The following is a 24,885-nucleotide window of genomic DNA, read 5'->3' on the forward strand; positions in this document are numbered from 1 at the left end:
TTGAGCGATATTGTAGCACGATCATGGCTCATTGGTGAGGATTGATTGATGAAATACGCTTGCAAAACCCAAAACCGTACACATTTATATCTTATATTTTTATCAATAAATTCACACTTTAAGGGAAACTATCATGCCAACCGATCTTCTTTTACGCGACACTGTGCTTGATCCGCGTCTGCATTTGGTGGATTTTGATCAAGCCACGCCTGATAAGCTTGAGCAGCTGACCGAGCAAGCTTTGGAGGCTGCCACCAAGCGCCTTGATGAGATTGAGGGGATGCAGGCGGTGAGCGATGCGACCAAGGTATTTGACATTATCCAAGAATTTCATGACTTAGGCGAACAAGTTGAGCGGTATTTTGGCGTATTATCACATCTAAACAGCGTGGCAAGCAGTGATGAGATCCGTCAAGCGCATCATCACATTTTGCCAAAGCTGTCTGCTTTTGGGACGCGCCTTGGACAATCGGTTCAGTTATTTTCGCTGTATCAGCTGGTCGAGCAGAATTTTGATCAGCTGCCCAAAGCGCATCAAAGCATCGCCCAAAAGCGCGCCATCGAAAAAGCCTTACGCAGTTTTCGTCTGTCAGGCGTGGCACTAGAGGCGGACAAAAAAGCTGAGTTTGCCGATATCCAAAGCAAGCTGTCTTTGGCTTCGGCAAAGTTTGCTGACAATATCATGGATGCGACGCGTCATTTTGTCAGACCGCTACGCGCAGATGAGCTGTCAGGCATCAGCGACAATGGCTTGGCGCTACTAAAATCGGCAGCGCAGACTTACCGCGCCGCCCATCCAGATGCCAAGCTTGAGACGGACTATGTGGCGACACTAGACCTCCCGATGTATCTGGCGGTGATGCAGTTTGCTGATGACCGAGCGCTGCGTGAGGCGCTGTATCATGCTTATAATACGCGCGCCTCCGACCAAAGCCCAGATACCACCGAATTTGACAACGCGCAAATCATGGTGGATATCATCAATCTGCGCACTCAAAAAGCCAAGCTGCTTGGCATGCAAGATTATAGCGAGCTGTCACTTGCCACCAAGATGGCTCATGACAGCGATGAGGTTGAGCAGTTTTTGTTGGCATTAAGCCAAGCTGCCAAGCCGCAAGCTCATGCCGAGTACCAAGAGCTCAAAGAATACGCCCAAAGCTTGGGTCTAGATGAGCTTAAGCCTTGGGATGTGGCTTATGTCAGCGAAAAAATTCGTCAAGCCAAATTCAGTCTGACCACCGATGAGCTTCGCCCTTATTTTCCACTGCCGGTCGTGCTAGAAGGCTTGTTTGAGATTTGCCGCAGATTATTTGGCATTAACCTATCAATCGCCAAGCCAAGCAGCTATTCAGCTTGGCATCCAGATGTGCTGTTTTGTCTGATCCACGATGCAGACAGCGGTGAGCTGTTGGGCGGTCTGTATCTTGATTTGTTTGCCAGAGCTGGCAAGCAAGGCGGTGCATGGCTGGACGATTTTCAAAAGCGCCAAGTCAAAGGCGATGAGATGCGCCTGCCTGTTGGATTTATTGTGGGCAATTTTGCGCCGCCGATGAATGATAAGCCAAGCCTGTTATCTTTTGATGAAGCCAATACTTTGTTTCATGAGTTTGGTCATGCCCTGCATCACCTGCTGACAACGGTGGATGTCGCCGATGTCGCTGGCATCAGCGGTGTGGAGTGGGACGCGGTGGAGCTGCCCAGTCAGTTTATGGAAAACTTTGCCATCACCGATGAGGGTCTGCGCTTAATCAGCCGTCATGTGGATACGGGCGAGCCCTTGCCAAGCGATAAAAAAGAAGCGCTCATCGCCGCCAAAAATTTTCAAACCGGTCTGCAAACGCTGCGCCAAATGGAGTTTGGTCTATTTGATCTTAGACTACACACCGCCAAGATGTTAAATTTTGGACAAATAACTTATCCTGACATCTTATCGGCAGCAGACACAGTCCGCGATGAGGTCGCTGTGGTTATACCGCCTGAATATCAGCGCTTTGCCAATGGCTTTAGCCATATCTTTGCTGGGGGTTATGCGTCGGGGTATTATTCTTATATTTGGGCGGAAGTGCTCTCGGCAGATGCTTTTGGCAAATTTGAAGAAGACGGGGTGTTTAACCCCACCACAGGTCGGGCGTTTCGCGATGAGATTTTGGCACGAGGCAGCGCTCGCGACGCTCAAGATAATTATGTGGCATTCCGCGGCCGTAAGGCTACTCAAGATGCGCTGCTGCGCCATCGCGGTCTGATAAGCCAAGGAAGCTGATCATGCGTTATCAATCCAATCGCCCAAAGCGGCAGTTTTTGGCAGGGGTAGCCTGCCCAGCTTGTAAAACAATGGATGTCATCGTCCAAATCCAAGTATTTGAGCCTGACTATGATGAGTACATCGAATGCATCGAGTGTGGGCACCATGAGCGTCGCCCCACGCCTGATGAGACCGCCATCATCCAAGCCCAAAATGCCAAAGCCGATGGCGTGGGCGTGGTGAAGTTTAAATAGTTTTCAACCCTAAAAACATCCCAGCCTTAAAGACTGGGATGTTTAATCAATTTTGGATGTTTAATAAGTTAATCGTCATAGCATAGAAAGGAGGCTGTTATGCTAAGCAAAGTATCAATCATTGCTTTAAAATCAATAAAAAACCGAGCCACATAGCTCGGTTTTTTATTGATCATAATTACTTACGCTTCTTACGCTGAATCGCATGGATCGCGCGACCATCAGCAGACAATGCCGCTTCATGCACCGCTTCAGACACAGTTGGGTGTGCAAATGTCATCAGCTGCAGATCTTCGATACTCGAAACAAATTCCATCGCGATCATGCCTTGGTGGACGATGTCGCCTGCACCAACACAGACTGCGTGCATACCAAGCAAGCGATCAGTCTTGGCATCAGCCACTACCTTGATCAGACCCACGCCTTCGCCCTGCGCTAGCGCACGACCATTGGCTGACAGGCTGAACGAACCAGTTTTCACCTCATAACCTTGCTCGGTGGCTGCCTGCTCAGTCAGACCCACCCATGCAATCTCTGGATGAGTATAGATAACACTGATGATGGTGTCATAATTGACTTGAGCTTTTTCGCCATGAATACGCTCAACAGCCATCATGCCTTCTTCCATGGCTTTATGAGCAAGCATAGGACCACGCACTAAGTCGCCGATGGCATACACGCCGTCTAAATTGGTTTTGCATTGATCATCGACCGCTACCAAGCCACGCTCAGTCAGTTCAATACCACAGCCTTCTGCCAACAATTTTTCGCTATAAGCACGGCGACCCACACAAACGATCAACTTATCAAAGGTATCTGTTTGGGTTTCGCCTTTGACATCAGTAGTCACTACCACTTCACCATTGACCACTTCGGCATTGGTCACTTTGGTATCTACACGAATATCTAAGCCTTGTTTTTTAAGCAGTTTGGCTGCTTCTTTTGAGATGTCTTTATCAGCTGCTGCCAAGAACTCTGGCAAGGCTTCATAAACGACAACTTCTGCACCCAATCGACGCCATACCGAACCAAGCTCAAGACCGATCACACCAGCGCCGATCACGCCCAGACGCTTTGGCACTTCGCTGAATTCTAGTGCGCCTGTTGAATCGACGATGTATTCGCCATCAGTCTTGGCAACAGGGATTTCGATAGGCACAGAGCCTGCCGCTAGGATGACATATTTGGCAGTAATGGTGGCTTCATCACCTTCAAGCGGTGTGAATTTGACTTGCTTTTCGGCGCCTTTACCATCAACCAATGTGCCTAAGCCTTGTAGCCAATCCACACCGTTACCCTTCAAAAGACCTGCCACGCCTTGGGTCAGACCTTTGACAATACTGTCTTTACGCTCAAGCATTTTGGCGATGTCGATATCCACTTCACCTGTGGTGATGCCATGATCAGCCAATTCATGCTTGGTAGCTTCATAGCGATGCGAGCTGTCAAGCAATGCCTTTGATGGGATGCAGCCAACGTTCAAACAAGTACCGCCAAGCGCAGGCTCACCTTTGTGCACACGCTTTTCGATACAGGCAACGCTAAACCCCAATTGAGCGCCACGAATTGCTGCTTCATAGCCACCTGGACCACCGCCAATTACAACCAAATCATACGAATTTTTCATCATCTTCTCTTTTTTCTAAATTTCTAAATTTTAAAAACGCACAAAGAATTGTCAGAGCTCATCCAACAATCCTTTGCAAAAACCATCTGTTAAACCTTATAGGTCAAGTAATAGCATTGATGGATCTTCGATCAATTCCTTAATTGTCACTAGGAATTGAACCGCTTCTTTACCATCGATCAAGCGGTGGTCATAAGACAGCGCCACATACATCATCGGTAGGATAACCACTTCGCCATCAACTGCCATTGGGCGTTCATTGATTGCGTGCATACCTAAGATAGCAGTTTGTGGTGGGTTAATGATCGGCGTTGAAAGTAATGAGCCGAATACGCCACCGTTAGTGATGGTGAATGTACCGCCTGTCATCTCTTCGATGCTCAGCTTGCCTTCGCGAGCTTTGGTCGCATAATCACGGATGCCAGCTTCAACATCTGCCATGCTCATACGATCTGTATCACGTAGCACTGGAACAACTAAGCCGCGATCTGATGATACTGCCACACCCACGTCATAATAACCATGATAAATGATGTCGCTGCCATCAATCGATGCGTTCACTGCTGGGAAGCGTTTCAAGGCTTCGGTAGCTGCTTTAACAAATAATGACATGAAACCAAGTTTTACGCCATGGCGTTTTTCAAAACGATCTTTGTACTTAGCACGCAAGTCCATCAAAGGCTTCATATTAACTTCGTTAAATGTTGTTAACATGGCAGTCTCTTGAGTAGCTGACAAAAGACGCTCAGCGATACGCTTACGTAGACGAGTCATTGGCTCGCGTTTTTCGATGCGCTGACCCACAGCTGTGGCGATAACTTGACCGTTATCAGATTTTAAGGTTGGGTTGACCATGTCAGACTTGGTCACACGGCCACCACGACCTGAACCTTGCACGTCGGCAGGGTTGATACCTGTTTCTTTAGCGGCTTTGCGAACTGCTGGGCTTTGATCTTTATATTCAGCTTCTGATGCTGCTGACTCATCTTTTGGCTGCACTGGTGCTGCTACTGATGCTGGATCGACAGTGGTATTGCCATCAGCATTATCTTCACTTGCCACATGCGCCTCACCTGCTGGCGCTGCTGCACCTGCCTCAAAAATCGCAACCACTTCCGCCGACAATACGGTATCATCAACATTCTTAACAATGCTGGTAATCACGCCATCATCTGGCGCTACGATTTCAAGAACCACTTTGTCAGTTTCAACTTCAGCCAAAAGTTGGTCACGGCTAACGGCTTCACCTTCAGCAACATGCCATTCAACGATCGTGCCATCTTGTACTGATTCTGGAAATACGGGGGCTTTAATTTCAGCCATAATAAACTCCTTCAAGTTTATAAATCAAAAATGTGTTATTTTAAAATACTAAATGGTATTAGCCAAAACGCGCGCAGCACTTTGGCTAATGAATATTACTTCAAGGCTTCAACTGTCACGCCCAATGCTTCAGCAATTAAAGCTTTTTGTTGTTCGGCGTGCAGTTTTGGTGAGCCTGTCGCAGGTGCAGCGGCGGCAGGACGCGCCGAAGGCGGAATGATTTTTGCCTTCGTCGGTGCAGGTACCACCATGCGGAACAGCTCAGGCGCCAAGTAATACCAAGCACCTTGATTCAGCGGCTCTTCTTGCGCCCACATGATTTCTTCTAGGTTTGGATACTTATCAATCTCAGCCAAAATACGCTCTTCAGGCAGCGGATACAGCTGTTCAATACGAACGATGGCGATGTGCTCTTGACCCAATTTGCGACGCTGATCAAGCAGATCGTAATATACCTTACCGCCACAAAGCACCAAGCGAGTGACTTTCTCATTGTTAATTGAGTCAATCTCAGGCAAGACAGTTTCAAATTTGCCTGATGCCAATTCTTCTAAATTAGAAGTCGCAAGCGGATGTCTGAGTAAGCTCTTAGGCGACATCACGATCAATGGCTTACGGATTGGGCGTACGACCTGACGGCGCAGCGCATGGAAGATTTGGGCAGGTGTCGTTGGCGTGATCACTTGCATATTATCTTCAGCACACAGCTGTAAGAAGCGCTCTAAACGTGCTGATGAGTGCTCAGGACCTTGACCCTCAAACCCATGTGGCAATAACATCGTCAAACCACAGACACGCTGCCATTTGGTTTCGCCAGATGAAATGAACTGATCGATCACCACCTGCGCACCGTTCACGAAGTCGCCAAACTGCGCTTCCCAAATGATCAGTGCATTCGGCACAGTGGTAGCATAGCCATATTCAAAGGCAAGTACCGCCTCTTCTGATAGCAGTGAGTTATAAGTAGCAAAGCGAGCTTGATCCTCGGTGATGTGCTGCAAGGGAATATACATGCTGCCATCATTCATGTTATATAGCTCTGAATGACGATGCGAGAATGTACCACGCCCGACATCCTCACCAGTGATACGCACCAATGAGCCTTCAGCGGCAAGACTGGCATAAGCCAAAGTCTCAGCAGCGCCCCAGTTCAGCGGCTCTTCGCCAGTTTGCATCGCCAAACGCTGCTCAACGACTTTCGCCACTTGACGCTGTAGAGTAAATCCTTCAGGGATTTTTGCCATCGCGCGACCATAGGATTTGAGCTTTTCGATATCGACACCCGTTTCCCAGTCGTCTTCTAGATCGTGACCCAAATAAGGCTTCCAATCAACGAACAGCTCAGTATTCGGCTCACTGACCAAACCACCCGCAACAAACTCGCCACGATCAAGTGATTCACGGTAATCATCTTCAAACTGAGCGCCCTGCTCATGGGTGATGATGCCTTCTTGAACCAATTGCTCGACATATTGGGTACGCGTGGTCGGTAGTTTCTTGATGACCGCATACATCAGTGGCTGTGTGGCAGATGGCTCATCAGATTCGTTATGACCATTACGGCGATAGCAGAAAATATCAAGCATGACATCTTTGCCAAACTCACGGCGATAATCGACAGCCAATTGAGAAGCAAATACCACTGCTTCAGGATCGTCGCCATTGACGTGCAAAATTGGCGCATGAACCATCTTGGCGACATCGGTACAATATTCTGTCGAGCGCGCATCTTCAATGCGAGAAGTGGTAAAGCCGACTTGGTTATTGATGACAATATGAACCGTGCCACCAGTCTTATAGGCGCGTGTTTGAGACATCTGGAAAGTCTCTTGGTTCACACCTTGACCTGCCAGTGCAGCATCTCCATGCACCACCAAAGGTAGCACAGTGCTGTTATCAATTTCTAAGCCGTATTTTTCAGAACGGCGTGCTTGACGTGCGCGCACCGAACCTTGAAGTACTGGAGAGACGATCTCAAGATGCGACGGGTTAAATGCCAATGCCAAGTGCATCTCACCGCCTGGCGTCATCACGTTTGAAGAAAAACCGTTGTGATATTTGACGTCCCCTGAGCCATTGACAGGCTGAACCTTACCATCAAACTCATCAAACAAATCACCTGGGTTTTTGCCCAAAATGTTCACCAATAGGTTCAAGCGTCCGCGGTGCGCCATGCCGATAACGACTTCTTTTGAGCCTTGACCGCCCGCGCGCTGTACGATTTCATGAACCGCAGGAATGAAGCTTTCACCGCCTTCTAGACCGAAGCGCTTAACGCCTGTGTACTTACGCGCTAAGTATTTTTCTAAACCTTCAGCAGCCGTCAGACGCTCTAAGATTTCTAATTTTTTGTCTTTGCTAAATTTGATGTGACCGTGATTTGATTCGATATAATTTTCGATCCAACGCTTTTCAGCCGCTTTAAATACGTGCATGTATTCATAGCCGATACTTTGACAATAGACGCGCTCTAAGATCTCAATGATTTCACGAAGCTTAGCTTCAGATTTACCGATTGCCAAATCATTGGTTGGAAATACGGTGTCTAAATCCGACTCCGAAAGTCCGTGAAATGCCAAAGTCAAATCTTCAACTTCTGGACGTGGATGCAGTCCTAATGGATCAAGATTCGCCTTACGGTGACCGCGGCGGCGATAGGCAGAAATCAAGGCTTGAACTGCCATTTGTTTCGGGTTGCAATCGCTTGATGGACCTGCTTGGCCCGCAGCTGCCTGATTGCGCGCCAACAATAAAAACTGCTCTTTGATCGCATTGTGCGGCGCATCAGTGTCTTGGCGATAAGTTTCAAAGTACTTTTGCCACTCCTCGCTCACGCTTTGGCTGTCTGCCATATATTGTTCATACAGCGCTTCGACATAGGCTGCACTGTCTGCTGCCAACTCGGTGTTTGAAAAAGCCACCGTATCTTTACTGTTTGTCATTCGTCTTTCGCCATTTTATTAGTAAAAGTTGGGTCTGCCATGTCGTCGATCATTACCGACGGCGACGGCTGTCAATTCGCATCAAAAATTGACGCATACTCCCGTATAGTGTACGCCATTTGGTTAAAGATAACAAGGGCGAGATGCCGCGTTGGGGCATAATTATCTTAGTAAAGATACAAATGAATCTTGCGCTTTTGTGTCAGAAATCAAAACCCTTATTTTTCGTGGTACAAATGTGCTCTATTATAGTTTTTTGGCATAATTTATTATAAAATTTGATATAGTTACCGATCCCTTCTTTACTTAATTTACGCAGCTCATCTTGCCAATCATTCACCTGATTTTTCTTATATCTGTGCTTTGACAGACCAAATATCATTCAGCTGCATCATCTACCGCGCTTACCGCATCGGTGAATACACTTATTTATCAAACAACGGCTCAAGGCGCGCGCCAAAAAGTAGTAATGACATTGATTTGACCACCTTTTTTATACTGATTATTTTGGCATATAAAAAGCCGCACCCAATCAGTGATCAGATGCGGCAGTCAGATCAAATGCTCAATTAGCCTGCTTGATCCAATAGCATATTACGGATATGACCGATTGCCTTAGTTGGGTTTAGACCTTTAGGGCAGACGCTCACACAGTTCATGATGCCACGGCAGCGGAATAAGCTAAATGGGTCATCTAAGCGTGCTAGGCGTGCTTGAGTATCGGTATCACGGCTATCAATGATAAAGCGGTAGCCGTTCAATAGCGCTGAAGGACCCAAGAATTTTTCAGGGTTCCACCAAAATGATGGGCACGAAGTTGAGCAGCATGCACAAAGAATGCACTCATAAAGACCGTTCATTTTTTCGCGCTCTTCAGGAGACTGAAGACGCTCTTTTGGTGGCGCAGGCTGATTGTTGATCAAGTATGGATGTACTTTTTCGTATTGCTCATAAAATTGGTTCATGTCCACAACCAAGTCTTTGATCACAGGCAAGCCTGGCAATGGGCGAATGGTAATTTTATTTGGCAAAGTGTTCATGTTGATCAAGCACGCCAAGCCATTTTTACCATTAATGTTCATACCATCAGAACCACAGATACCCTCACGGCATGAGCGACGGAAAGTCAGCGTTTCATCTTGGCGCTTTAGGCGAAGTAGCACATCTAGCAACATACGATCAGAATCAAGCAGCTCTACTTCGTATGACTGCATATAAGGGGCTTTATCTTTGTCTGGGTCGTAGCGATAGATCTCTACGATACGGGTGCCTCGACTCATTATTTTTCTCCAGTAATTGTTGGTTGGGTTGGCAACACGCCAACCCGCCTAATTAGGCTAATCTATTAGAAAGTACGAACGCGTGGTACGCAATATTCAACCGTCAGTGGCTGCTTGCGAACTGGCTTATACACCACTTTATTGCCTTCTGAATACCAAAGCGTGTGCTTCATCCATTCGCTGTCGTTACGACCCAGTGGCGCTGGGTCATAATCTGCTGGGTGTTCATAATCAACAACCATGTGCGCACCGCGGCACTCGTGACGAAGTGAAGCAGAGATCATTGTCGCTTTTGCCACTTCGTATAAGTTGGCAACTTCTAGCGCTTCGATACGCGCGGTATTAAAGACTTGTGATTTATCCGCCAAGTGGATTTGGTTGATTTTTGGCTCAAGTGCCAAAATACGCTCAACACCTTTATCCATCAGCTCTTGGGTACGGAATACGCCAGCGTGATCTTGCATGATTTGACGAATTTCATCGCCAATTTCTTGCGCATTGTAGCCTTCGGTTGAGTCTTGTAGTTTATTTAGGCGAGACATGGTAAAGTCTAGCACGCGTGGGTTCAACGGCTTGTAGCTGTGGTCTGCTTGCGCAAAATCATCAATAATATGCTGACCTGCTGCGCGACCAAACACAACCAAGTCAAGCAGCGAGTTTGTGCCTAAACGGTTGGCGCCATGCACAGAGACGCACGCACATTCACCGATGGCATAAAGACCTTTGACGATACGACCTTCGGTATATAAACCTTGCTCATCAACTGGACCTTCTAGATTTGGTACAGTGACTTGACCGTGGATGTTGGTCGGGATACCGCCCATCATATAGTGAATGGTAGGCACAACCGGTACTGGCTCTTTGGTGATGTCTACGTTACCAAAGTTTTTACTGATTTCAAAAACTGACGGCAAGCGCTTCATCAAAGTTGCAGCACCTAAGTGTGTCATGTCCATGACGATATAGTCGCCATTTGGACCGCAGCCGCGACCTTCTTTGATTTCTTGGTCCATAGAGCGAGACACAAAGTCACGCGGTGCCAAATCTTTAAGCGTCGGGGCGTAGCGCTCCATGAAGGCTTCACCATGCTTATTACGCAAAATCGCACCTTCACCACGGCAGCCTTCGGTCAATAGAACGCCTGCACCTGCTACGCCAGTTGGGTGGAATTGCCAAAACTCCATGTCCTGCAAAGGAATGCCAGCGCGTACCGCCATGCCCAAGCCATCACCTGTATTGATATAGGCGTTGGTAGATGCTTTGAAGATACGACCTGCACCGCCAGTTGCCAAGACGGTTGTGCGCGCTTGGAATACTGAGATATTGCCTGTTTCTTGTTCTAAAGCGATGACACCGTTGATGTTGCCTTCATCATCTTTGATCAAGTCAAGCGCAATCCATTCAACAAAAAATTGCGTGCCTTTTTCAAGGTTTTTTTGGTACAGCGTATGTAGTAGCGCATGACCTGTACGGTCAGCAGCGGCACACGCACGTGGCACGGCTTTTTCGCCATAGTTTGAGCTGTGACCACCGAACGGACGCTGATAAATTGTGCCATCTGCGTTACGGTCAAATGGCATACCCATGTGCTCAAGCTCATAGACGACTTTTGGTGCTTCACGGCACATATATTCGATGGCGTCTTGGTCGCCAAGCCAGTCAGAACCTTTTACGGTATCATAAAAGTGAAAATGCCAGTTATCGTTGCTCATATTACCTAATGATGCACCGATACCGCCTTGAGCAGCAACGGTATGCGAGCGCGTTGGGAATACTTTGGTGATGACAGCGACTTTCATACCGCCATTGACCAATTGCAAAGATGCGCGCATGCCTGAGCCGCCACCGCCAACGATGACTGCGTCAAAGTTTAGCGTTGGGATATTATTAATTGTGTTATCTTGGTTTGTTGCCATGTTAGTTCCTAATTATTTCACTTGGTGTTCATGCTGCGGGTGGCTGATGCCACAAATTTTGGTCAATTACCAAAAAATCATCACACCCCAGAATAGATATACCAAAATAGCGATAATCACCAAAGATTGGATGACCAAACGCAGACCTGATGACTTGACATAGTCAGTCAATACCGTCCACATGCCTACCCAAGCGTGGAATACCAATGATAAAATCGCCACCAAGCTAAATAGCTTCATTGGTAGGCTTAGCATAAAGCCTTGCCATGTTTCAAAATTGACATCATTGAATAGGAAAAAACCTACCACAACAACGCTATAAACCGCCAAAACAACAGCACTGATGCGCTGCAAAATCCAATCACGTGAGCCTGAACCAGTTAAGCCAGTCGCACTTTTAATACCAGAATTATTTCTCATTAGAACATCACCCATACAAACGATGCGACAATCAGCACAGCCGCGATTACAAAGCTAATCACCGCAGCGGTACGCCCAGAGTTGAGCTCTTCATTCATACCAGCGTCAGCAAGTAGATGTTTTACACCCATCACAAAGTGGTATCCGGTCGCTGCGACAAAGATCCACGCCACAAAGCGTAGCGCCATATTATCAAATACAGCCGCAAAACCTTCAGCTGACGACAAAGAAGTCTGAAGAATATACAGCATCACCGGCACGAGCACAAAAAGGACGATACCAGAGATACGATGCAAAATAGAAGCCATAGCGATCGGTGACTTTGAGTTCACAGCGATGACTTGGCTTAACGGTAGGTTAATCGGTCGGTTGCTTTTCACAGCGGGCATCCTTATCTAATTTAAGCCGAAAAATGGCAAGGAGTAGCTGGCCGGCTTGTCAGTACCCTTGGGCGGTCAATATCTATCTATCAAGCGCCGCCCAATGAATACTCACGACTCATACAGTGATGAGGTCAGCGAGCACCACAAAAAAAATTGCAAAATTTCATCACGATAGGCACTGATCAAATCTTTTGCGCGCTGCCAAACTGAACAACCGCTAAATGTTTGATAACTGTCATTGATTATCGTTTAGAAAAATGCACACATAAATAACACAAATTATAAAACGCTTGTTCAATAATTACAAACAAAATCCTAAACTTTGTGCAAAATTTCCGAAATTTCTCCAAAAAATACCCCACAAATGCGTGAATTAATTGTTACAAACAGTGTCAGGCTTTGAAAACTGCTTGCCAAGCAAGCTGATTGCCCCTAAAATCAAAGTTGAGCCAGTGGGTGGATGTTCACTAAATTTTGCTATTGATGTGAAAAAGGCTTGTAACTTTGTCAAAGTTTTTGTATTATCCAAAAGGCTCACTGTTGAGCGTGTCTGTGCGCAGATGCGAATGTATAACAAAACAAGGATGCCGCACGATTTAGGCTGAAGGCTTAGCCAATTCGTGTGAAATTATTCGTCTGATTGTATGGTGCATCGCTGGCACCCACAAGGAAGTATGGTGACTGTTGTCATGTGCAATACAAGGTTTTCAGGCGTTCTTTAACCCCAAATGAGGTCAATTATGTCAAAGAAAGTTACTCTTACCGTTGACGGTACTGAATACGAAATGCCAGTGCTGGAGAGCACTTTGGGTCGTCCAGTATTGGACATCAGCGCCGTTGCCAAAGCAGGTTTATGGACTTATGATCCTGGCTTTATGGCGACTGCGCCAGTGGAATCTGCCATTACTTATATTGATGGTGAAAAAGGCGAGCTTTTGCATCGCGGCTATGCCATTGACGACCTGGCTTCAAATGCTGAATACTTAGAAGTCTGCTATGCTCTACTTTATGGCGAGCTACCAACGGCTGAGCAAAAAGAAGCTTTCTATGAGCGTGTTTCTGATCATATGTCAATTCATGATCAATTGCGCAAATTCTTCGAAGGGTTCCGCCGTGACGCTCACCCAATGGCAATCATGGTTGGCGTGGTGGGTGCGCTGTCAGCATTCTATCACAACCACCTAGATATCTCTGATCCTCAGCATCGTGACAATACTGCTGTTGATTTGATCGCAAAAGTACCTACTCTAGCTGCCATGAGCTACAAATACTCAATCGGCGAACCGTTCATGTACCCACGTAAAGATTTCAGCTACGCTGAAAACTTCCTATACATGATGTTTGCAACACCAGGCGAGCCAGATTATAAAGTCGATCCTGTGCTAGTCAAAGCGATGGATAAGATCTTCACACTTCACGCCGATCACGAACAAAACGCCTCAACCTCTACTGTACGTCTGGCTGGCTCAACAGGTGCCAACCCATACGCATGTATCGCAGCAGGTATCGTCGCTCTTTGGGGTCCATCACACGGCGGCGCTAACGAAGCTGTTCTTGAGATGCTTGACGAAATCGGCTCTGTTGAACATGTCGAAGAGTTCATGGAGAAGGTTAAGCGTAAAGAAGTTAAATTGATGGGCTTTGGTCACCGCGTTTATCGTAACTTCGATCCACGTGCCAAGGTCATGAAAGAAACTTGTGATGAAGTTCTAGGCGCTTTAGGCATCAATGATCCTAAGCTAGAGCTTGCGATGAAGCTTGAAAAGATCGCTCTAGAAGATCCGTATTTTGTTGAGCGTAAGCTATATCCAAACGTTGACTTCTACTCAGGCATCATCCTAAAAGCAATCGGTATCCCAACATCAATGTTTACCGTAATCTTTGCTTTGGCGCGTACCGCTGGCTGGATCAGTCACTGGACCGAGATGCACTCAGAGCCATTCAAAATCGGTCGTCCACGTCAGCGCTATACTGGCGAGACGCATCGTGAGTTCGTACCTGTGGACAAACGTAAATAATCCGATTCATACGGATTTACTATAAAAATTTCCCCAAGTGATCGCTTGGGGAAATTTTTTTTTGTTATAGATGTCATCATCCCTAGCACCATACTGACCAAATCGCCAGAGTGTAAATCCTAGCAAGAAAGTGTTACACACAAACACTGTTTCTACCCAAAAGCATGAGTTTATAATAATACGATCAATCACTACCAATGAGCCTGACATGATCATCAACAAATCTCTGCTTGCCATCGCTTTTGCTACTGCCTTGAGTGCTTGTAGTCAGCCCACCACTGGCACCGAGCAAACAGCTGCACTAAGTACACAAAATGCACAAGAGACGCAGCACGCAGCACACGCCCATCACGATACTACCATGCCGATGGCTGCACACACTAGCGAGTACATGCAGTCGATGAACACCATGCACGATGCGATGATGGCAGCTGCCACCAAAGTTCGTGCCGATGTCGCTTTCGTTGAAGGTATGATCCCACATCACCAAGGGGCGATACAGATGGCACAGATTGAGCTAAAATACGGCAAAGATGCCGCCATGCGTAAGCTTGCCCAAGACATCATCGATGCACAACAAACCGAGATTGAATTTATGCAAAATTGGCTGACCACCGCCCAAGATAAAGATGCCATTGATGCTAATAGCGAGCACGCCAAAGCCTATCTTAGCGACATGAGTATACATGATGCGATGATGACAGGGGTACATCACGAAGATGCTGATATCGCCTTTGCCCAAGGGATGATTCCGCATCATCAAGGAGCAGTCGAGATGGCAAAAATCCAGCTCAAATACGGTCAAGATGATCAAATCAAAAACCTTGCCCAAGGCATCATCGACGCCCAAAACCCAGAGATTGCACTGATGAAACAGTGGCTCGGCAGTCGTGGTATCAGCCAATAATCAAACAAAAAACCCATCAAGCAATTACGCTTGGTGGGCTTGGCAAGTCAGATGAGCGAATTATTTGCCCAATCCTGCCTGCTGTAACAGCGCACCAAAGCTGCCCATCGTTTTGGCAGGTTTGGCGGTAGATTTTGGCTTGTCTTGGCGAGCAGGTTTGCGATCTGCCTTGGGCTTATGATTTGCCGATTTGTCTGCTTTATCCGCCTTGGCTGACTGATTAGCTTTGGCAGATTTTTCAGATTTCATGCTAAAGCCGATGCGCCCGCGTGCTTCATCCACTGAGATGACGCGTACTGTGACGATGTCTTGCGGCTTGACCACATCGGCAGGATTGGTCACAAAGCCATCGGACAGCTCAGAGATATGCACCAAGCCATCTTGATGGACGCCCACATCCACAAAGCAGCCAAAGGCGGTGACATTTGTCACGACGCCCTCAAGGGTCATACCTACTTTTAAGTCCTTGATTTCATTAACATCATCACGGAACTTAGCCGTGCGAAACTCTCCACGAGGATCGTGTGCAGGCTTGGCAAGCTCATTCAAAACTGTCGCCAATTGGCTAAAATTATCTGAGCTGTCATTGAGTGCTTTGGTCAATTCTTCGTTACCCAAAACCTCGTCCAAAGACTTGTTATGCTTGGTTAAGATTTCATACACCAATCCATAACTCTCTGGGTGGACGCCAGTGGCATCCAGTGGCTCGTCCCCGTCTTTGATACGCAAAAACCCTGCTGCTTGCTCAAAAGTCTTAACCCCCAAGCGTGGTACATTTTTTAGCTCTTCGCGGTTGGTGAAAGCGCCATGTGCGCGGCGATACTCAACGATTTGTTGGGCGACGTTTTTATTGAGTCCTGAGATGTGCGCCAAGATCGCTGGGCTTGCTGTATTGACATCCACCCCCACCGCATTGACGCAGTCTTCGGTGACTTTATCTAGGCTGCTTTCAAGCTCGGTTTGATTGACATCATGTTGATACTGACCGACACCGATCGCTTTTGGCTCAACTTTGACCAATTCTGATAATGGATCTTGTAAACGACGCGCAATCGATACAGCGCCGCGCACCGACACATCCAGATCGGGCAGCTCTTGGGAGGCAATCTCACTGGCTGAGTAAACCGACGCGCCTGCTTCTGACACCACCAGCGCCTTAGCAGGTAGCGAAGCTTCGCGAATGATTGACTTGACCAACTCCTCGCTTTCGCGGCTGGCGGTGCCGTTGCCGATGGCTACCAACTCAACCTGATGCGCCTGAATCAGCGCCTCAATGCTGGCTTTGGCTTCGTCCAGTTTATGATGCGGCTTGAAAGGATAGACTGTGTCGGTTGCCAACACTTCACCCATGCCATCAATCACCGCCATCTTGACGCCATGACTATAGCCTGGATCCACCCCCAAAATCACCTTTCGACCCGTTGGGGCTACCATCAGCAGATGCTTAAGATTCTCTGCAAAAACGGCGATGGCATCCGCCTCCGCTGCCAAGCGACGCTCGGTTAAGAGGCGGTGCTCAATCTGTGAACGCCATTTGACCAGCCAAAGTTTTTTGGCGGTATCAGTCAAAAAATCGCCATTGGCAGCATTCGGATCGATCTCAAAATGACGCACGATCATCTCAACAAATGGCTCATCTTCGCCATCAACATGCAGCACCAGCACATTTTGCTGGCGCCCACGCAGCATGGCAAGCAGGCGATGGTTTGACAGCTTGGCAAATGGTTCAGTGTGCTCAAAATAATCTTTAAATTTCTCGCCTGCTTCGCGCTTTTCTTCGCCGATCAGCTCAGAGCGAATGCTTGCAGTGGCATTAAATCCAGTGCGCACCTTATCTAACAAGTCCAGCGCTGTCGCCCACTCATCCAAAATGATCGCCTGAATGCCATTGATTTGTTTATCAAGATCGCCAAAATCAGCCTCAAACGTTTCGCCTTTATCATCAGTGAGCGTCTCAGGTGGCACATAGCCTTCGAGCGCTTCTGCTGGGTTTTGACCTGCCAAAACCGCATGCGCGATCGGCTCAAGCCCTGCCAATTTTGCGCGCGCAGCGACAGAGCGGCGGCGCGGGCGATAGGGCTGATAAATCTCTTCAAGCTCAAGCTTGGTTGAGGCAGCATTCACACGCTCGCCAAGCTCATCAGTCAGGACATTTTGAGCAGCCAATAGCCCTAGGATTTTTTGGCGGCGCGCTGCCAAATCTCGCTCGGCGATGAGCGATTTTTCAAGTCCGCGCAAAATCTCATCATCCAAGCCGCCCGTGTGCTCTTTGCGATAGCGAGCAATAAAAGGCACGCTTGCTCCTTCATCATACAGCTTGGCAAACGCTTCAACCTGCGCGCTTTTGATGGCATGAGTTGCAGCCAATTTAGCATAGATGGCTTGATGGTCGATTTGAATATCGGTATCAGTCGTTGAGTTGGTCATATAGATTCTTTCAATGGCGCCGATTGGCAGGAAATGTTTCGCCTATTATACCAACTTTCGCTCAAAACACCAAAGCCTAGCGCTCAAAGTCTGCCAATCATCTTTGAAATATCCTTTAAAAATACTACCAAAAGTTTAAGGCAGTTTTGACTTGCTCTCAAAGAAAATTAACATAAAACTAGTGACATTTTGCTGTGCAATATTGTACACTAAGAGTATCAAGCCGACTTGACAAAGTGGGTATATAACGATAAGGAAAGATGATATGACAGAAACTTTAGACACGATGACGCACCGTATTTTGGTGGTGGATGATGATGCTCGGCTGCGCACACTGTTGCAGCGCTTTTTGGAAGATGATGGCTATGTGGTGCGTGTTGCGCACGATGGCAAGCAGATGGATAAGCTGATCGCGCGCGAGATGTTTTCATTGATCGTTTTGGATTTGATGCTTCCTGATGAAGATGGTATCGCGATCTGTAAGCGTCTGCGTGCAGAAAATTCAGGCATTCCCATCATCATGCTCACTGCCAAAGGCTCCGATGCCGATCGCATTGCGGGGCTTGAAGCAGGCGCAGATGATTATTTGCCAAAGCCTTTTAACCCAAAAGAGCTGCTTGCGCGCATCAAAGCGGTACTGCGTCGCCAAAACAGAGAGCTGCCAGGCGCCCCAAGCCAACAATTGGAAGTGGTTGAGTTTGGACCTTGGACGCTAGATTTATCCACACGCACGCTCAAGCGTGATGGCAATGTCGTTACCTTGACCACTGGTGAGTTCAGCGTTCTAAAAGCATTGGTTCAGCATCCAAGAGAGCCGTTGACGCGTGATAAGCTGATGAATCTTGCGCGTGGTCGTGAGTGGGGTGCGATGGAGCGCTCTATTGATGTTCAGGTGTCGCGCCTGCGTAGATTGATCGAAGACAACCCGTCTCAGGCTCGCTATATCCAGACCGTCTGGGGGGTGGGCTATGTATTTGTACCAGATGGTGCTGAAGGCTGATCGTAAACCTATGCTATAATGGGGCAGTTTTGTCCCATTTTTATTTTGATAAGTCAAGTCATCATGATACCGATTCGCCAAATCCCAACCACGCTTGTCACAGGCTTTCTTGGCGCTGGCAAAACCACGCTCATCAATGCCCTAATTGCTCACAAATCTCATCAAAAATGGGCATTGTTGATTAATGAATTTGGAAAAATAGGCATAGATGGCGCTCTGGTGACTGGTGATGACATCGCCATCAAGGAAGTCAATGGCGGCTGCATCTGCTGCACAGGTCAGCTACCCTTGCAGGTGGCACTGGTCAGACTCATTAATGAGCATCATCCTGATCGCCTGATCATAGAGCCGACGGGACTTGCGCATCCTGATGAGCTACTAGATCAGCTGTCAGAACCGCACTGGCAAACGACACTTAGGCTCAATGCGGTCATCTGTGTGCTGAGCGCGACTCAGTGGCAACAAGAAAAATATCGCACTCATGATGGCTACATTGCCCATGTGCGCCACGCTGATATTGTATTTATCAATCGCCATGACGCTCTTTCAGATCATGAGCGGCAAGCTTTGAGAGCATGGATCACAAGCATCAATGAACGGGCTGTCATCATCGATGAAGCGCCTTTAAGCCAAGATACTGCTGGCATGTTATTATCCACACCGCACGACGCTCAAAAAGCGACTCAGCGCATCTCTTTAAGAGCACCAAATTCGGCGATGACTCAAACTGCTGACGAAACGATCAAGGGGTCAAATGAGTTACCTTATCGGTATCATGAGCAGATGGCAGGACATCAAGTGGGCGGCTGGCGACTGCCTAGCACGTGGCAATTTGACAGCTATCATCTACAAAAATGGCTGCTGTCTCGCCCAAATTATTTGCGTATTAAAGGGGTGGTGCATACTTTAGAAGGCTGGCTTTTGATCAATATCACACCCGAAAGCATCAGCATCACAGATACTACCGCCCGAGATGATAGTAAGATTGAGCTGATATTTGATGTAAAAGACGCCAAAGATGATGACTGGCAGGTTTGGGATGATGAGCTGATGAATCTGGTGCAAACTATGGATCACACCGCTCAATAATGAAAAAATGCCTTGCACCAGCAAGGCATTTTAAGCATTGACAAAAGTATTAGCCGTAGTGGGCGTATTTTGGATCTGCCGCTGCTGTGAATAGTACGTCGGTGGATGAATTGAGCGCCGTTTCGGCAGAGTCTTGGACGACGCCGATGATGAAGCCGATGGCAACCACTTGCATGGCGACATCATTTGGAATGTTAAATAAATTACACGCCAAAGGAATCAATAAAAGCGATCCGCCCGCCACACCAGAAGCACCGCAAGCCGACAAGCTGCCAACAATCGCCAACAGCACCGCCGCACCAAAGCTGACTTCAATACCCAAAGTATGCGCCGCCGCCAAAGTCAAGATATTGATGGTGATCGCAGCGCCCGCCATATTGATCGTCGCACCCAGTGGAATGCTCACAGAATATGTGTCTTCGCTCAGACCCAATTTGCGCGCAAGGTTCATATTCACAGGGATATTCGCTGCCGATGACCGCGTGAAAAATGCCGTCACACCAGACTCACGCAAGCAGGTAAAGACCAAAGGATAAGGGTTTTTGCGAGTCATCGCTGCAACGATGATCGGGTTCATCACCAAAGCAATGAACAGCATCGAGCCGACCAGTACCGCCAATAATCGCGCATAGCCCACCAGTGCCTGCACGCCGGTTTCTGCGACAGTCGACGCCACCAAGCCTAAAATACCAAAAGGCGCCAAAGCGATGATCCATTTGACCACACTGGTCACTGCTGTGCCCAAATCTGACACCACACGCAAAGTGGTCTCCGTCACATGGCGAAGGGCAAGACCAATCAGCACCGCCCAAGTCAAGATTCCCATATAATTGGCATTGGCAAGTGATGCCACAGGATTGGCAACCAAATTCATGAGCAAATTGGTCAAAACTTCACGCAGGCTTTGGGGTGCAGCTTGCTCGACACTTTCGATATTGTTTAAGACCAATTCTGTTGGGAACATAAAACTTGCGCCCACAGCCACTAATGCTGCCGAAAAGGTACCGACCAAATAAAGAAAAATGATCGGCTTGATACGGCTGTCTGCACCGATACGCTGATTTGAAACAGCTGCCAGCACTAGCACAAATACCAGCACCGGCGCAACCGCCTTAAGCGCACCCACAAAAATTGAGCCTAAAATACCCAAACTTAAGCCAAAAGATGGGGCAACTACCCCGATAATCGTCCCGATCACCAGCGCCAGCACAATCAGCGGCACCAAACCCAGACGCAAATAAGCATCTACAATCGAACGCATAATCACTCCTAAAATGATAAGAATCCGTTCACGGTGATCTGTCTAAGAGCCCAAGGGATGATGCTATAATCCAAATGGCTTAGTTTTGGTTGAGTATCAAGAGGATCACATCTGTCACGCCAAATGCATTGATCAACTGTTTGACAGTCAGCAAATCTCATTTAGAAGCATATCATGAACGGTTCAAGCGCAAGCCAAGACTTACAAAACTGATCTACTATACCACTTTTTTATCATAAAGTCAGAATTTGTTGCGGTACTATTACAAATTGATGTGTATTAGATGAATTCTTGCCAAAGCCAATAAGTCAACCGCTTACTTGATCAATAAATCGCTTACAGGTGCATTCTGATAACCTAAAAGGGGTTCTTGATAAGATTGATAGAGCCAAAAGAGATTTAGACTGGCGTAACAACCTTTGGTATTTTGGCGGTTTTGCGGTGTTTATGGCGTGCTGTATGGGTTTTATGTTGTGGTTTGTGCCTAGCTTGGACGACATAGGGGCTAGACGAGCCGAATTAGACCACTTAACCGCCCAAATTGAGAAAGCCCGAAACCTGCAACGCCTACAAACCAGTAATTGCGATAAGCGGTTATGCGTAAAAGTCATTGAAAGTAAATGCAATTACGGCAGTAACAGCGATAGGTATTATGTGGCGGAGTTGAAGTAAAAAATGCGTTACCTTGTATTTTCAAGGTAACGCATTTTTTGTTAATCGCCAAAACCTTCCAACCATTCCTGCTTGTTGATTTCATATTCAACAGCAGAAAAGCCGTCTGGATAATCCTTAAAGCCTTTTTGTTTTAGGGCATACTGCTTGGCTTTTTCCACTTCTTCCAAGCTAGAAAACACTCCTAACATTTATCGTTATCACAACCAAAGCTATCTACTCTTGTGTGATAAAGAACATAAACTGAATTTTTCATATATATTCCAATTATTTAAATGCTCGGTCGCCATATTTCTTAATTTGATTGTGTTCGGTTCCTGGTCCAGTTTTCCAGTTTCCAGCACCATATTTTGCATCCAAAATACGTTTAGCAAATTGGTTTCCGCTTTTATTTGGATTTTTACAAGGTTTATGTCCAGCTTGTTTTACCCAACTTGGGGCATCTTTAGCCGCTTCTTTCCCAGTTTTGTTGCTAACAAAAGTTTTGTATTCGGTACAAGAAAAAGCATAGCTAGGAGTAACCATTCCCAACAAAGAGAAAGAGAGAAAAATAGGCAATATTAATTTTGGGGCTGTACTAGATTAGCCTAAATCCCACACCATCTTCTCAATACTTTAAGCTGATTAGATGGTGTACCATAGTTAAAACGACACTCACATTCTTTGATAAAAAGATGAAAGTGTTTCTTGTCAATGCCATTGTACTTTCTTAAAACACGCTTGGCTTGCGACCAAAAGTTTTCAATGCCGCTGATGTGATTATGGTCTTTTGCAAATTCTTTGGAATGGTTAATTCTAACATGCTTAAAATCACTGACATCAAGAGCATTGTAGCTTTTATAGCAATCTGTATAAACAACACTGTCAGGCTTGATTTTGCTTGTGATGATAGGCATGAGTGTGTTAGTCTTGGTGTCTTTAACCACAACCACAAAGACTTTACCGTTGCGTTTTAAAAGACCGAAAACAGCTGTTTTACCACCAGCTCTGCGACCACGCTTGCCTTTGCCAATGCCACCAAAATAGCTTTCATCAAGCTTTATTTCGCCATCAAACAATTCTTTAGCCTCAAGATTAAGATGGTATTCCATCACAAGTCTGATTTTATGGTAGAATAAAGCTGCTGAATTATGCTGAATACCAAGCAAATCAGCTGCCGAACGAGCAGTCACTTCAAGTACAAAAAAAATTCAAGCAGTCTTTTTTGTACTTTTTTACTGAGTTTACAATAGGTTATCTTCATAAAACTAGTATAACATGAGAGTTATTCTAGTACAGCCCCATTTTTTCAAATAAGGCTATTTGATTACCCCTGTACTAATGCTCATCATTAAAACAATCATCTCTCACTGTTCTATATATGTAGTAAGCCTATTACTTTCTTTTAAAGTCATAAGTAAAGGAATTAATAAAAACAGACTTGCTAAAATAATTATAAAATTAAAATTTTTATAATTTAAAATTAATCCAGCTAATAGCGAGCCTGTTATTAATCCTAATGGCGGAAATACTTCAACAATACCCCGAAATTTTGGATACATTATGCCATAGGGATTAACTGCAATTATATTTGAAGCAACTGAATAACCAAACGCCCAAACAATGCCTGCAATTAACATAGCAACTAATAAAATATTATAATTTACATCCTGATTCCAAATCATATAAGCAGAGATTAGAAAGGCTATGATGCTAATAAATAAACTAGCTTTTAAAACAGATGCTAAATGAAACTTACTCATTAGTATTGGTACTAATATTATAGGCAAATACATTGCCACCATATGCCACTGAACTAGGTTAGATATATTTGATGCTGTCATCTTTCTTGCTGTTGCTTCTAATGGAACAGAAGTCATTACTAAGGTCATAGTCACATAACTACAAAATCCTATCAAACCACCTAAATATAATAATGATTTATATACACCAAGATTTTTCTCTATCTTACTGATTGCTAAGTTTGGATTTACTCTATTGATAGAATATTTTGTTGGTAAAGTCAAACTCAAAATTAATGCTAAGACTCCAAAAATGGCAACTGCAATGTAAGCTTTATAAAATAGTTCAGGACTAGGTGCTATTTGTTGAGCAATCCAAGGTCCTACAATTGCTCCAATAATTCCACTAACTAAGACCAAATTAGTGTTCCAAGGTGATTTAATTTTCGCCATATCTTGTACTAAGAGACGATGATAGTTAGATAGCCCCATAAATATGCCTACTAGCAACAAACTAAAAGAAAAAATATAAAATAAATTATGTTGCACCGAAAATGAGGAGGTAAGTCCTGATATGATACAAAGAAGGGCAGATATAGCATAGGTTTTTCTTAAACCAATGAGGTTAATCAATGACATGCCACAACGAGAACCAACAATCATCCCAATGCCTATCATAGCATAAGAAGCAGTACCTCCAAGGTTGCTATGAGTGAGCAATTGTCCCGACCTCACTGTAATACTAAGGTCCAAACTAGCAACAGAAAAGGATATAGCGTAAAGAATTGCAAATCTTAGCGTGTTCATATTTAGCGAATTAATAATACTCATCTCGTTTCTCAACTTTTGGTCTGTTAGGCAATGTAGAAATCTGAAAAATTATAATTATTAATGTATCGTTTAACTCCTATCTGCGAAGCGACATTAATTTCGGGCTGAATTAACATACAATCATTTCCATCTAGTGTTTTTAACACTGCAATTCCATGATAAGGAAGCAATTTAGAAGCTTTTTTATACTCAGGATAAATTCTTAGACCTAATATATCTTGTTGCTTTTGATGGATTGTTGCTCTAATAGAATTAGGGAAATATTTTTCTTCCCATGAAAGTTGAGACATTGCATATTTCAAGGAACGGTAATCAATAAATGCCCGTTTAGTTCTTCTTAAAACCTCCTTACCAAATGTATTTGAAAAGTCATTATATGTAGAATATTTTTTCAGTAATAATTTTTTATCCCCTTCATATTTGATGTTTGGTGAAAGTGAGGACAAATTAGGAAATTTCTCAGACCAAGTATAGTTAGAGGTGGATAGTGAATCAGCCAATAGACTTTCTATTGTGACGGTATTGTAAGACATCCGTGTCTCCTTTTTATGTTGTCGTTAAAAATATGAATA

The 24,885-nt window shown here is 45.7% G+C and carries 20 protein-coding genes and 1 pseudogene; 7 read left to right on the plus strand and 14 right to left on the minus strand.

Annotated elements, in window-relative coordinates; genetic code table 11:
• The first annotated feature begins 133 nt into the window (after window positions 1-133).
• Entirely contained in the window at window positions 134-2,260 is a 2,127-nt protein-coding gene (locus B0180_RS04725; RefSeq protein ID WP_078255883.1) for a M3 family metallopeptidase, read from the plus strand.
• Between the two features lie 2 nt (window positions 2,261-2,262).
• Complete coding sequence (locus tag B0180_RS04730) at window positions 2,263-2,496, plus strand: YheV family putative metal-binding protein (RefSeq protein WP_078255884.1); 234 nt, start codon at window positions 2,263-2,265, stop codon at window positions 2,494-2,496.
• A 178-nt stretch (window positions 2,497-2,674) separates the two neighbouring features.
• Here the strand turns inward: B0180_RS04730 and lpdA are convergent, their stop codons facing one another.
• The 7 genes from lpdA to sdhC form a co-directional block, all read right to left on the minus strand.
• Window positions 2,675-4,123 carry a dihydrolipoyl dehydrogenase gene (gene lpdA, locus B0180_RS04735; RefSeq protein ID WP_078255885.1) on the minus strand — a complete coding sequence of 483 codons (1,449 nt, stop codon included), beginning with the start codon at window positions 4,121-4,123 and terminating at the stop codon, window positions 2,675-2,677.
• A gap of 96 nt (window positions 4,124-4,219) precedes the next feature.
• Window positions 4,220-5,446 carry a 2-oxoglutarate dehydrogenase complex dihydrolipoyllysine-residue succinyltransferase gene (odhB, locus tag B0180_RS04740; protein ID WP_078255886.1) on the minus strand — a complete coding sequence of 409 codons (1,227 nt, stop codon included), beginning with the start codon at window positions 5,444-5,446 and terminating at the stop codon, window positions 4,220-4,222.
• Window positions 5,447-5,541: 95 nt separating this feature from the next.
• Window positions 5,542-8,388, minus strand: coding sequence for a 2-oxoglutarate dehydrogenase E1 component (locus B0180_RS04745; protein WP_078255887.1), 2,847 nt, complete (start codon window positions 8,386-8,388; stop codon window positions 5,542-5,544).
• A gap of 569 nt (window positions 8,389-8,957) precedes the next feature.
• On the minus strand, window positions 8,958-9,668 hold the full coding sequence (locus B0180_RS04760; protein WP_078255890.1) for a succinate dehydrogenase iron-sulfur subunit: 711 nt from the start codon (window positions 9,666-9,668) through the stop codon (window positions 8,958-8,960).
• Between the two features lie 65 nt (window positions 9,669-9,733).
• Entirely contained in the window at window positions 9,734-11,584 is a 1,851-nt protein-coding gene (gene sdhA, locus B0180_RS04765) for a succinate dehydrogenase flavoprotein subunit (protein ID WP_078255891.1), read from the minus strand.
• A 66-nt stretch (window positions 11,585-11,650) separates the two neighbouring features.
• Window positions 11,651-11,986, minus strand: coding sequence for a succinate dehydrogenase, hydrophobic membrane anchor protein (sdhD, locus tag B0180_RS04770; RefSeq protein WP_192831320.1), 336 nt, complete (start codon window positions 11,984-11,986; stop codon window positions 11,651-11,653).
• Window positions 11,987-12,003: 17 nt separating this feature from the next.
• Window positions 12,004-12,393, minus strand: coding sequence for a succinate dehydrogenase, cytochrome b556 subunit (sdhC, locus tag B0180_RS04775; RefSeq protein ID WP_078255892.1), 390 nt, complete (start codon window positions 12,391-12,393; stop codon window positions 12,004-12,006).
• A gap of 722 nt (window positions 12,394-13,115) precedes the next feature.
• Between sdhC and gltA the strand changes: the two genes are divergently transcribed.
• Both gltA and copM read left to right on the plus strand, forming a co-directional pair.
• A complete protein-coding gene (gene gltA / locus B0180_RS04785; protein WP_049238053.1) occupies window positions 13,116-14,405 on the plus strand; it encodes a citrate synthase in 1,290 nt (429 codons plus the stop codon).
• Window positions 14,406-14,613: 208 nt separating this feature from the next.
• Window positions 14,614-15,312, plus strand: coding sequence for a CopM family metallochaperone (copM, locus tag B0180_RS04795; protein ID WP_078255894.1), 699 nt, complete (start codon window positions 14,614-14,616; stop codon window positions 15,310-15,312).
• 60 nt (window positions 15,313-15,372) lie between these two features.
• On the opposite strand, the gene B0180_RS04800 is transcribed toward copM, so the two are convergent.
• Complete coding sequence (locus B0180_RS04800; protein ID WP_078255895.1) at window positions 15,373-17,739, minus strand: Tex family protein; 2,367 nt, start codon at window positions 17,737-17,739, stop codon at window positions 15,373-15,375.
• A 265-nt stretch (window positions 17,740-18,004) separates the two neighbouring features.
• Between B0180_RS04800 and ompR the strand changes: the two genes are divergently transcribed.
• The gene (gene ompR / locus B0180_RS04805; protein ID WP_078255896.1) at window positions 18,005-18,739 is read left to right on the plus strand and encodes an osmolarity response regulator transcription factor OmpR; all 735 of its coding nucleotides are present in this window, start codon (window positions 18,005-18,007) and stop codon (window positions 18,737-18,739) included.
• Between the two features lie 63 nt (window positions 18,740-18,802).
• Window positions 18,803-19,828 (plus strand): CobW family GTP-binding protein, encoded by a 1,026-nt coding sequence (locus B0180_RS04810; RefSeq protein WP_078255945.1) that lies wholly within the window; start codon window positions 18,803-18,805, stop codon window positions 19,826-19,828.
• A 49-nt stretch (window positions 19,829-19,877) separates the two neighbouring features.
• Here the strand turns inward: B0180_RS04810 and sstT are convergent, their stop codons facing one another.
• Window positions 19,878-21,089, minus strand: a complete 1,212-nt coding sequence (gene sstT, locus B0180_RS04815) for a serine/threonine transporter SstT (RefSeq protein ID WP_078255897.1) — start codon at window positions 21,087-21,089, stop codon at window positions 19,878-19,880.
• A 342-nt stretch (window positions 21,090-21,431) separates the two neighbouring features.
• Here sstT and B0180_RS10055 point away from each other — a divergent pair, with 342 nt between their 5' ends.
• Window positions 21,432-21,761: a hypothetical protein gene (locus B0180_RS10055; protein ID WP_143821273.1), complete on the plus strand. Its 330-nt coding sequence runs from the start codon at window positions 21,432-21,434 to the stop codon at window positions 21,759-21,761.
• Window positions 21,762-21,802: 41 nt separating this feature from the next.
• Here B0180_RS10055 and B0180_RS10155 read toward each other — a convergent pair whose 3' ends face one another.
• The 5 genes and pseudogenes from B0180_RS10155 to B0180_RS04840 all read right to left on the minus strand — a co-directional run bounded on the left by B0180_RS10155 (window position 21,803) and on the right by B0180_RS04840 (window position 24,846).
• Window positions 21,803-21,952, minus strand: coding sequence for a DUF7336 domain-containing protein (locus tag B0180_RS10155; protein ID WP_167366919.1), 150 nt, complete (start codon window positions 21,950-21,952; stop codon window positions 21,803-21,805).
• 76 nt (window positions 21,953-22,028) lie between these two features.
• Complete coding sequence (locus tag B0180_RS04825) at window positions 22,029-22,286, minus strand: type IV secretion protein Rhs (RefSeq protein WP_078255899.1); 258 nt, start codon at window positions 22,284-22,286, stop codon at window positions 22,029-22,031.
• Window positions 22,287-22,348: 62 nt separating this feature from the next.
• Window positions 22,349-23,004 (minus strand): annotated as a pseudogene (locus B0180_RS04830) (IS1595 family transposase).
• 103 nt (window positions 23,005-23,107) lie between these two features.
• The gene (locus B0180_RS04835) at window positions 23,108-24,313 is read right to left on the minus strand and encodes an MFS transporter (RefSeq protein WP_143821275.1); all 1,206 of its coding nucleotides are present in this window, start codon (window positions 24,311-24,313) and stop codon (window positions 23,108-23,110) included.
• Between the two features lie 23 nt (window positions 24,314-24,336).
• Window positions 24,337-24,846: a hypothetical protein gene (locus B0180_RS04840; RefSeq protein ID WP_078255901.1), complete on the minus strand. Its 510-nt coding sequence runs from the start codon at window positions 24,844-24,846 to the stop codon at window positions 24,337-24,339.
• Between the last annotated feature and the right edge of the window lie 39 nt (window positions 24,847-24,885).

The organism is Moraxella canis (genome assembly GCF_002014965.1).
In the GTDB taxonomy this organism is placed as follows: Bacteria; Pseudomonadota; Gammaproteobacteria; order Pseudomonadales; family Moraxellaceae; genus Moraxella; species Moraxella canis.

What these genes read in the sequence shown, in the direction of transcription:
- B0180_RS04725 (WP_078255883.1), top strand. Translation starts at nt 134, where the DNA reads ATGCCAACCGATCTTCTTTTACGCGACACTGTGCTTGATCCGCGTCTG.
- B0180_RS04730 (WP_078255884.1), top strand. Translation starts at nt 2,263, where the DNA reads ATGCGTTATCAATCCAATCGCCCAAAGCGGCAGTTTTTGGCAGGGGTA.
- lpdA (WP_078255885.1), bottom strand. Translation starts at nt 4,123, where the DNA reads ATGAAAAATTCGTATGATTTGGTTGTAATTGGCGGTGGTCCAGGTGGC.
- odhB (WP_078255886.1), bottom strand. Translation starts at nt 5,446, where the DNA reads ATGGCTGAAATTAAAGCCCCCGTATTTCCAGAATCAGTACAAGATGGC.
- B0180_RS04745 (WP_078255887.1), bottom strand. Translation starts at nt 8,388, where the DNA reads ATGACAAACAGTAAAGATACGGTGGCTTTTTCAAACACCGAGTTGGCA.
- B0180_RS04760 (WP_078255890.1), bottom strand. Translation starts at nt 9,668, where the DNA reads ATGAGTCGAGGCACCCGTATCGTAGAGATCTATCGCTACGACCCAGAC.
- sdhA (WP_078255891.1), bottom strand. Translation starts at nt 11,584, where the DNA reads ATGGCAACAAACCAAGATAACACAATTAATAATATCCCAACGCTAAAC.
- sdhC (WP_078255892.1), bottom strand. Translation starts at nt 12,393, where the DNA reads ATGCCCGCTGTGAAAAGCAACCGACCGATTAACCTACCGTTAAGCCAA.
- gltA (WP_049238053.1), top strand. Translation starts at nt 13,116, where the DNA reads ATGAGGTCAATTATGTCAAAGAAAGTTACTCTTACCGTTGACGGTACT.
- copM (WP_078255894.1), top strand. Translation starts at nt 14,614, where the DNA reads ATGATCATCAACAAATCTCTGCTTGCCATCGCTTTTGCTACTGCCTTG.
- B0180_RS04800 (WP_078255895.1), bottom strand. Translation starts at nt 17,739, where the DNA reads ATGACCAACTCAACGACTGATACCGATATTCAAATCGACCATCAAGCC.
- ompR (WP_078255896.1), top strand. Translation starts at nt 18,005, where the DNA reads ATGACAGAAACTTTAGACACGATGACGCACCGTATTTTGGTGGTGGAT.
- B0180_RS04810 (WP_078255945.1), top strand. Translation starts at nt 18,803, where the DNA reads ATGATACCGATTCGCCAAATCCCAACCACGCTTGTCACAGGCTTTCTT.
- sstT (WP_078255897.1), bottom strand. Translation starts at nt 21,089, where the DNA reads ATGCGTTCGATTGTAGATGCTTATTTGCGTCTGGGTTTGGTGCCGCTG.
- B0180_RS10155 (WP_167366919.1), bottom strand. Translation starts at nt 21,952, where the DNA reads ATGTTAGGAGTGTTTTCTAGCTTGGAAGAAGTGGAAAAAGCCAAGCAG.
- B0180_RS04825 (WP_078255899.1), bottom strand. Translation starts at nt 22,286, where the DNA reads ATGGTTACTCCTAGCTATGCTTTTTCTTGTACCGAATACAAAACTTTT.
- B0180_RS04835 (WP_143821275.1), bottom strand. Translation starts at nt 24,313, where the DNA reads ATGAGTATTATTAATTCGCTAAATATGAACACGCTAAGATTTGCAATT.
- B0180_RS04840 (WP_078255901.1), bottom strand. Translation starts at nt 24,846, where the DNA reads ATGTCTTACAATACCGTCACAATAGAAAGTCTATTGGCTGATTCACTA.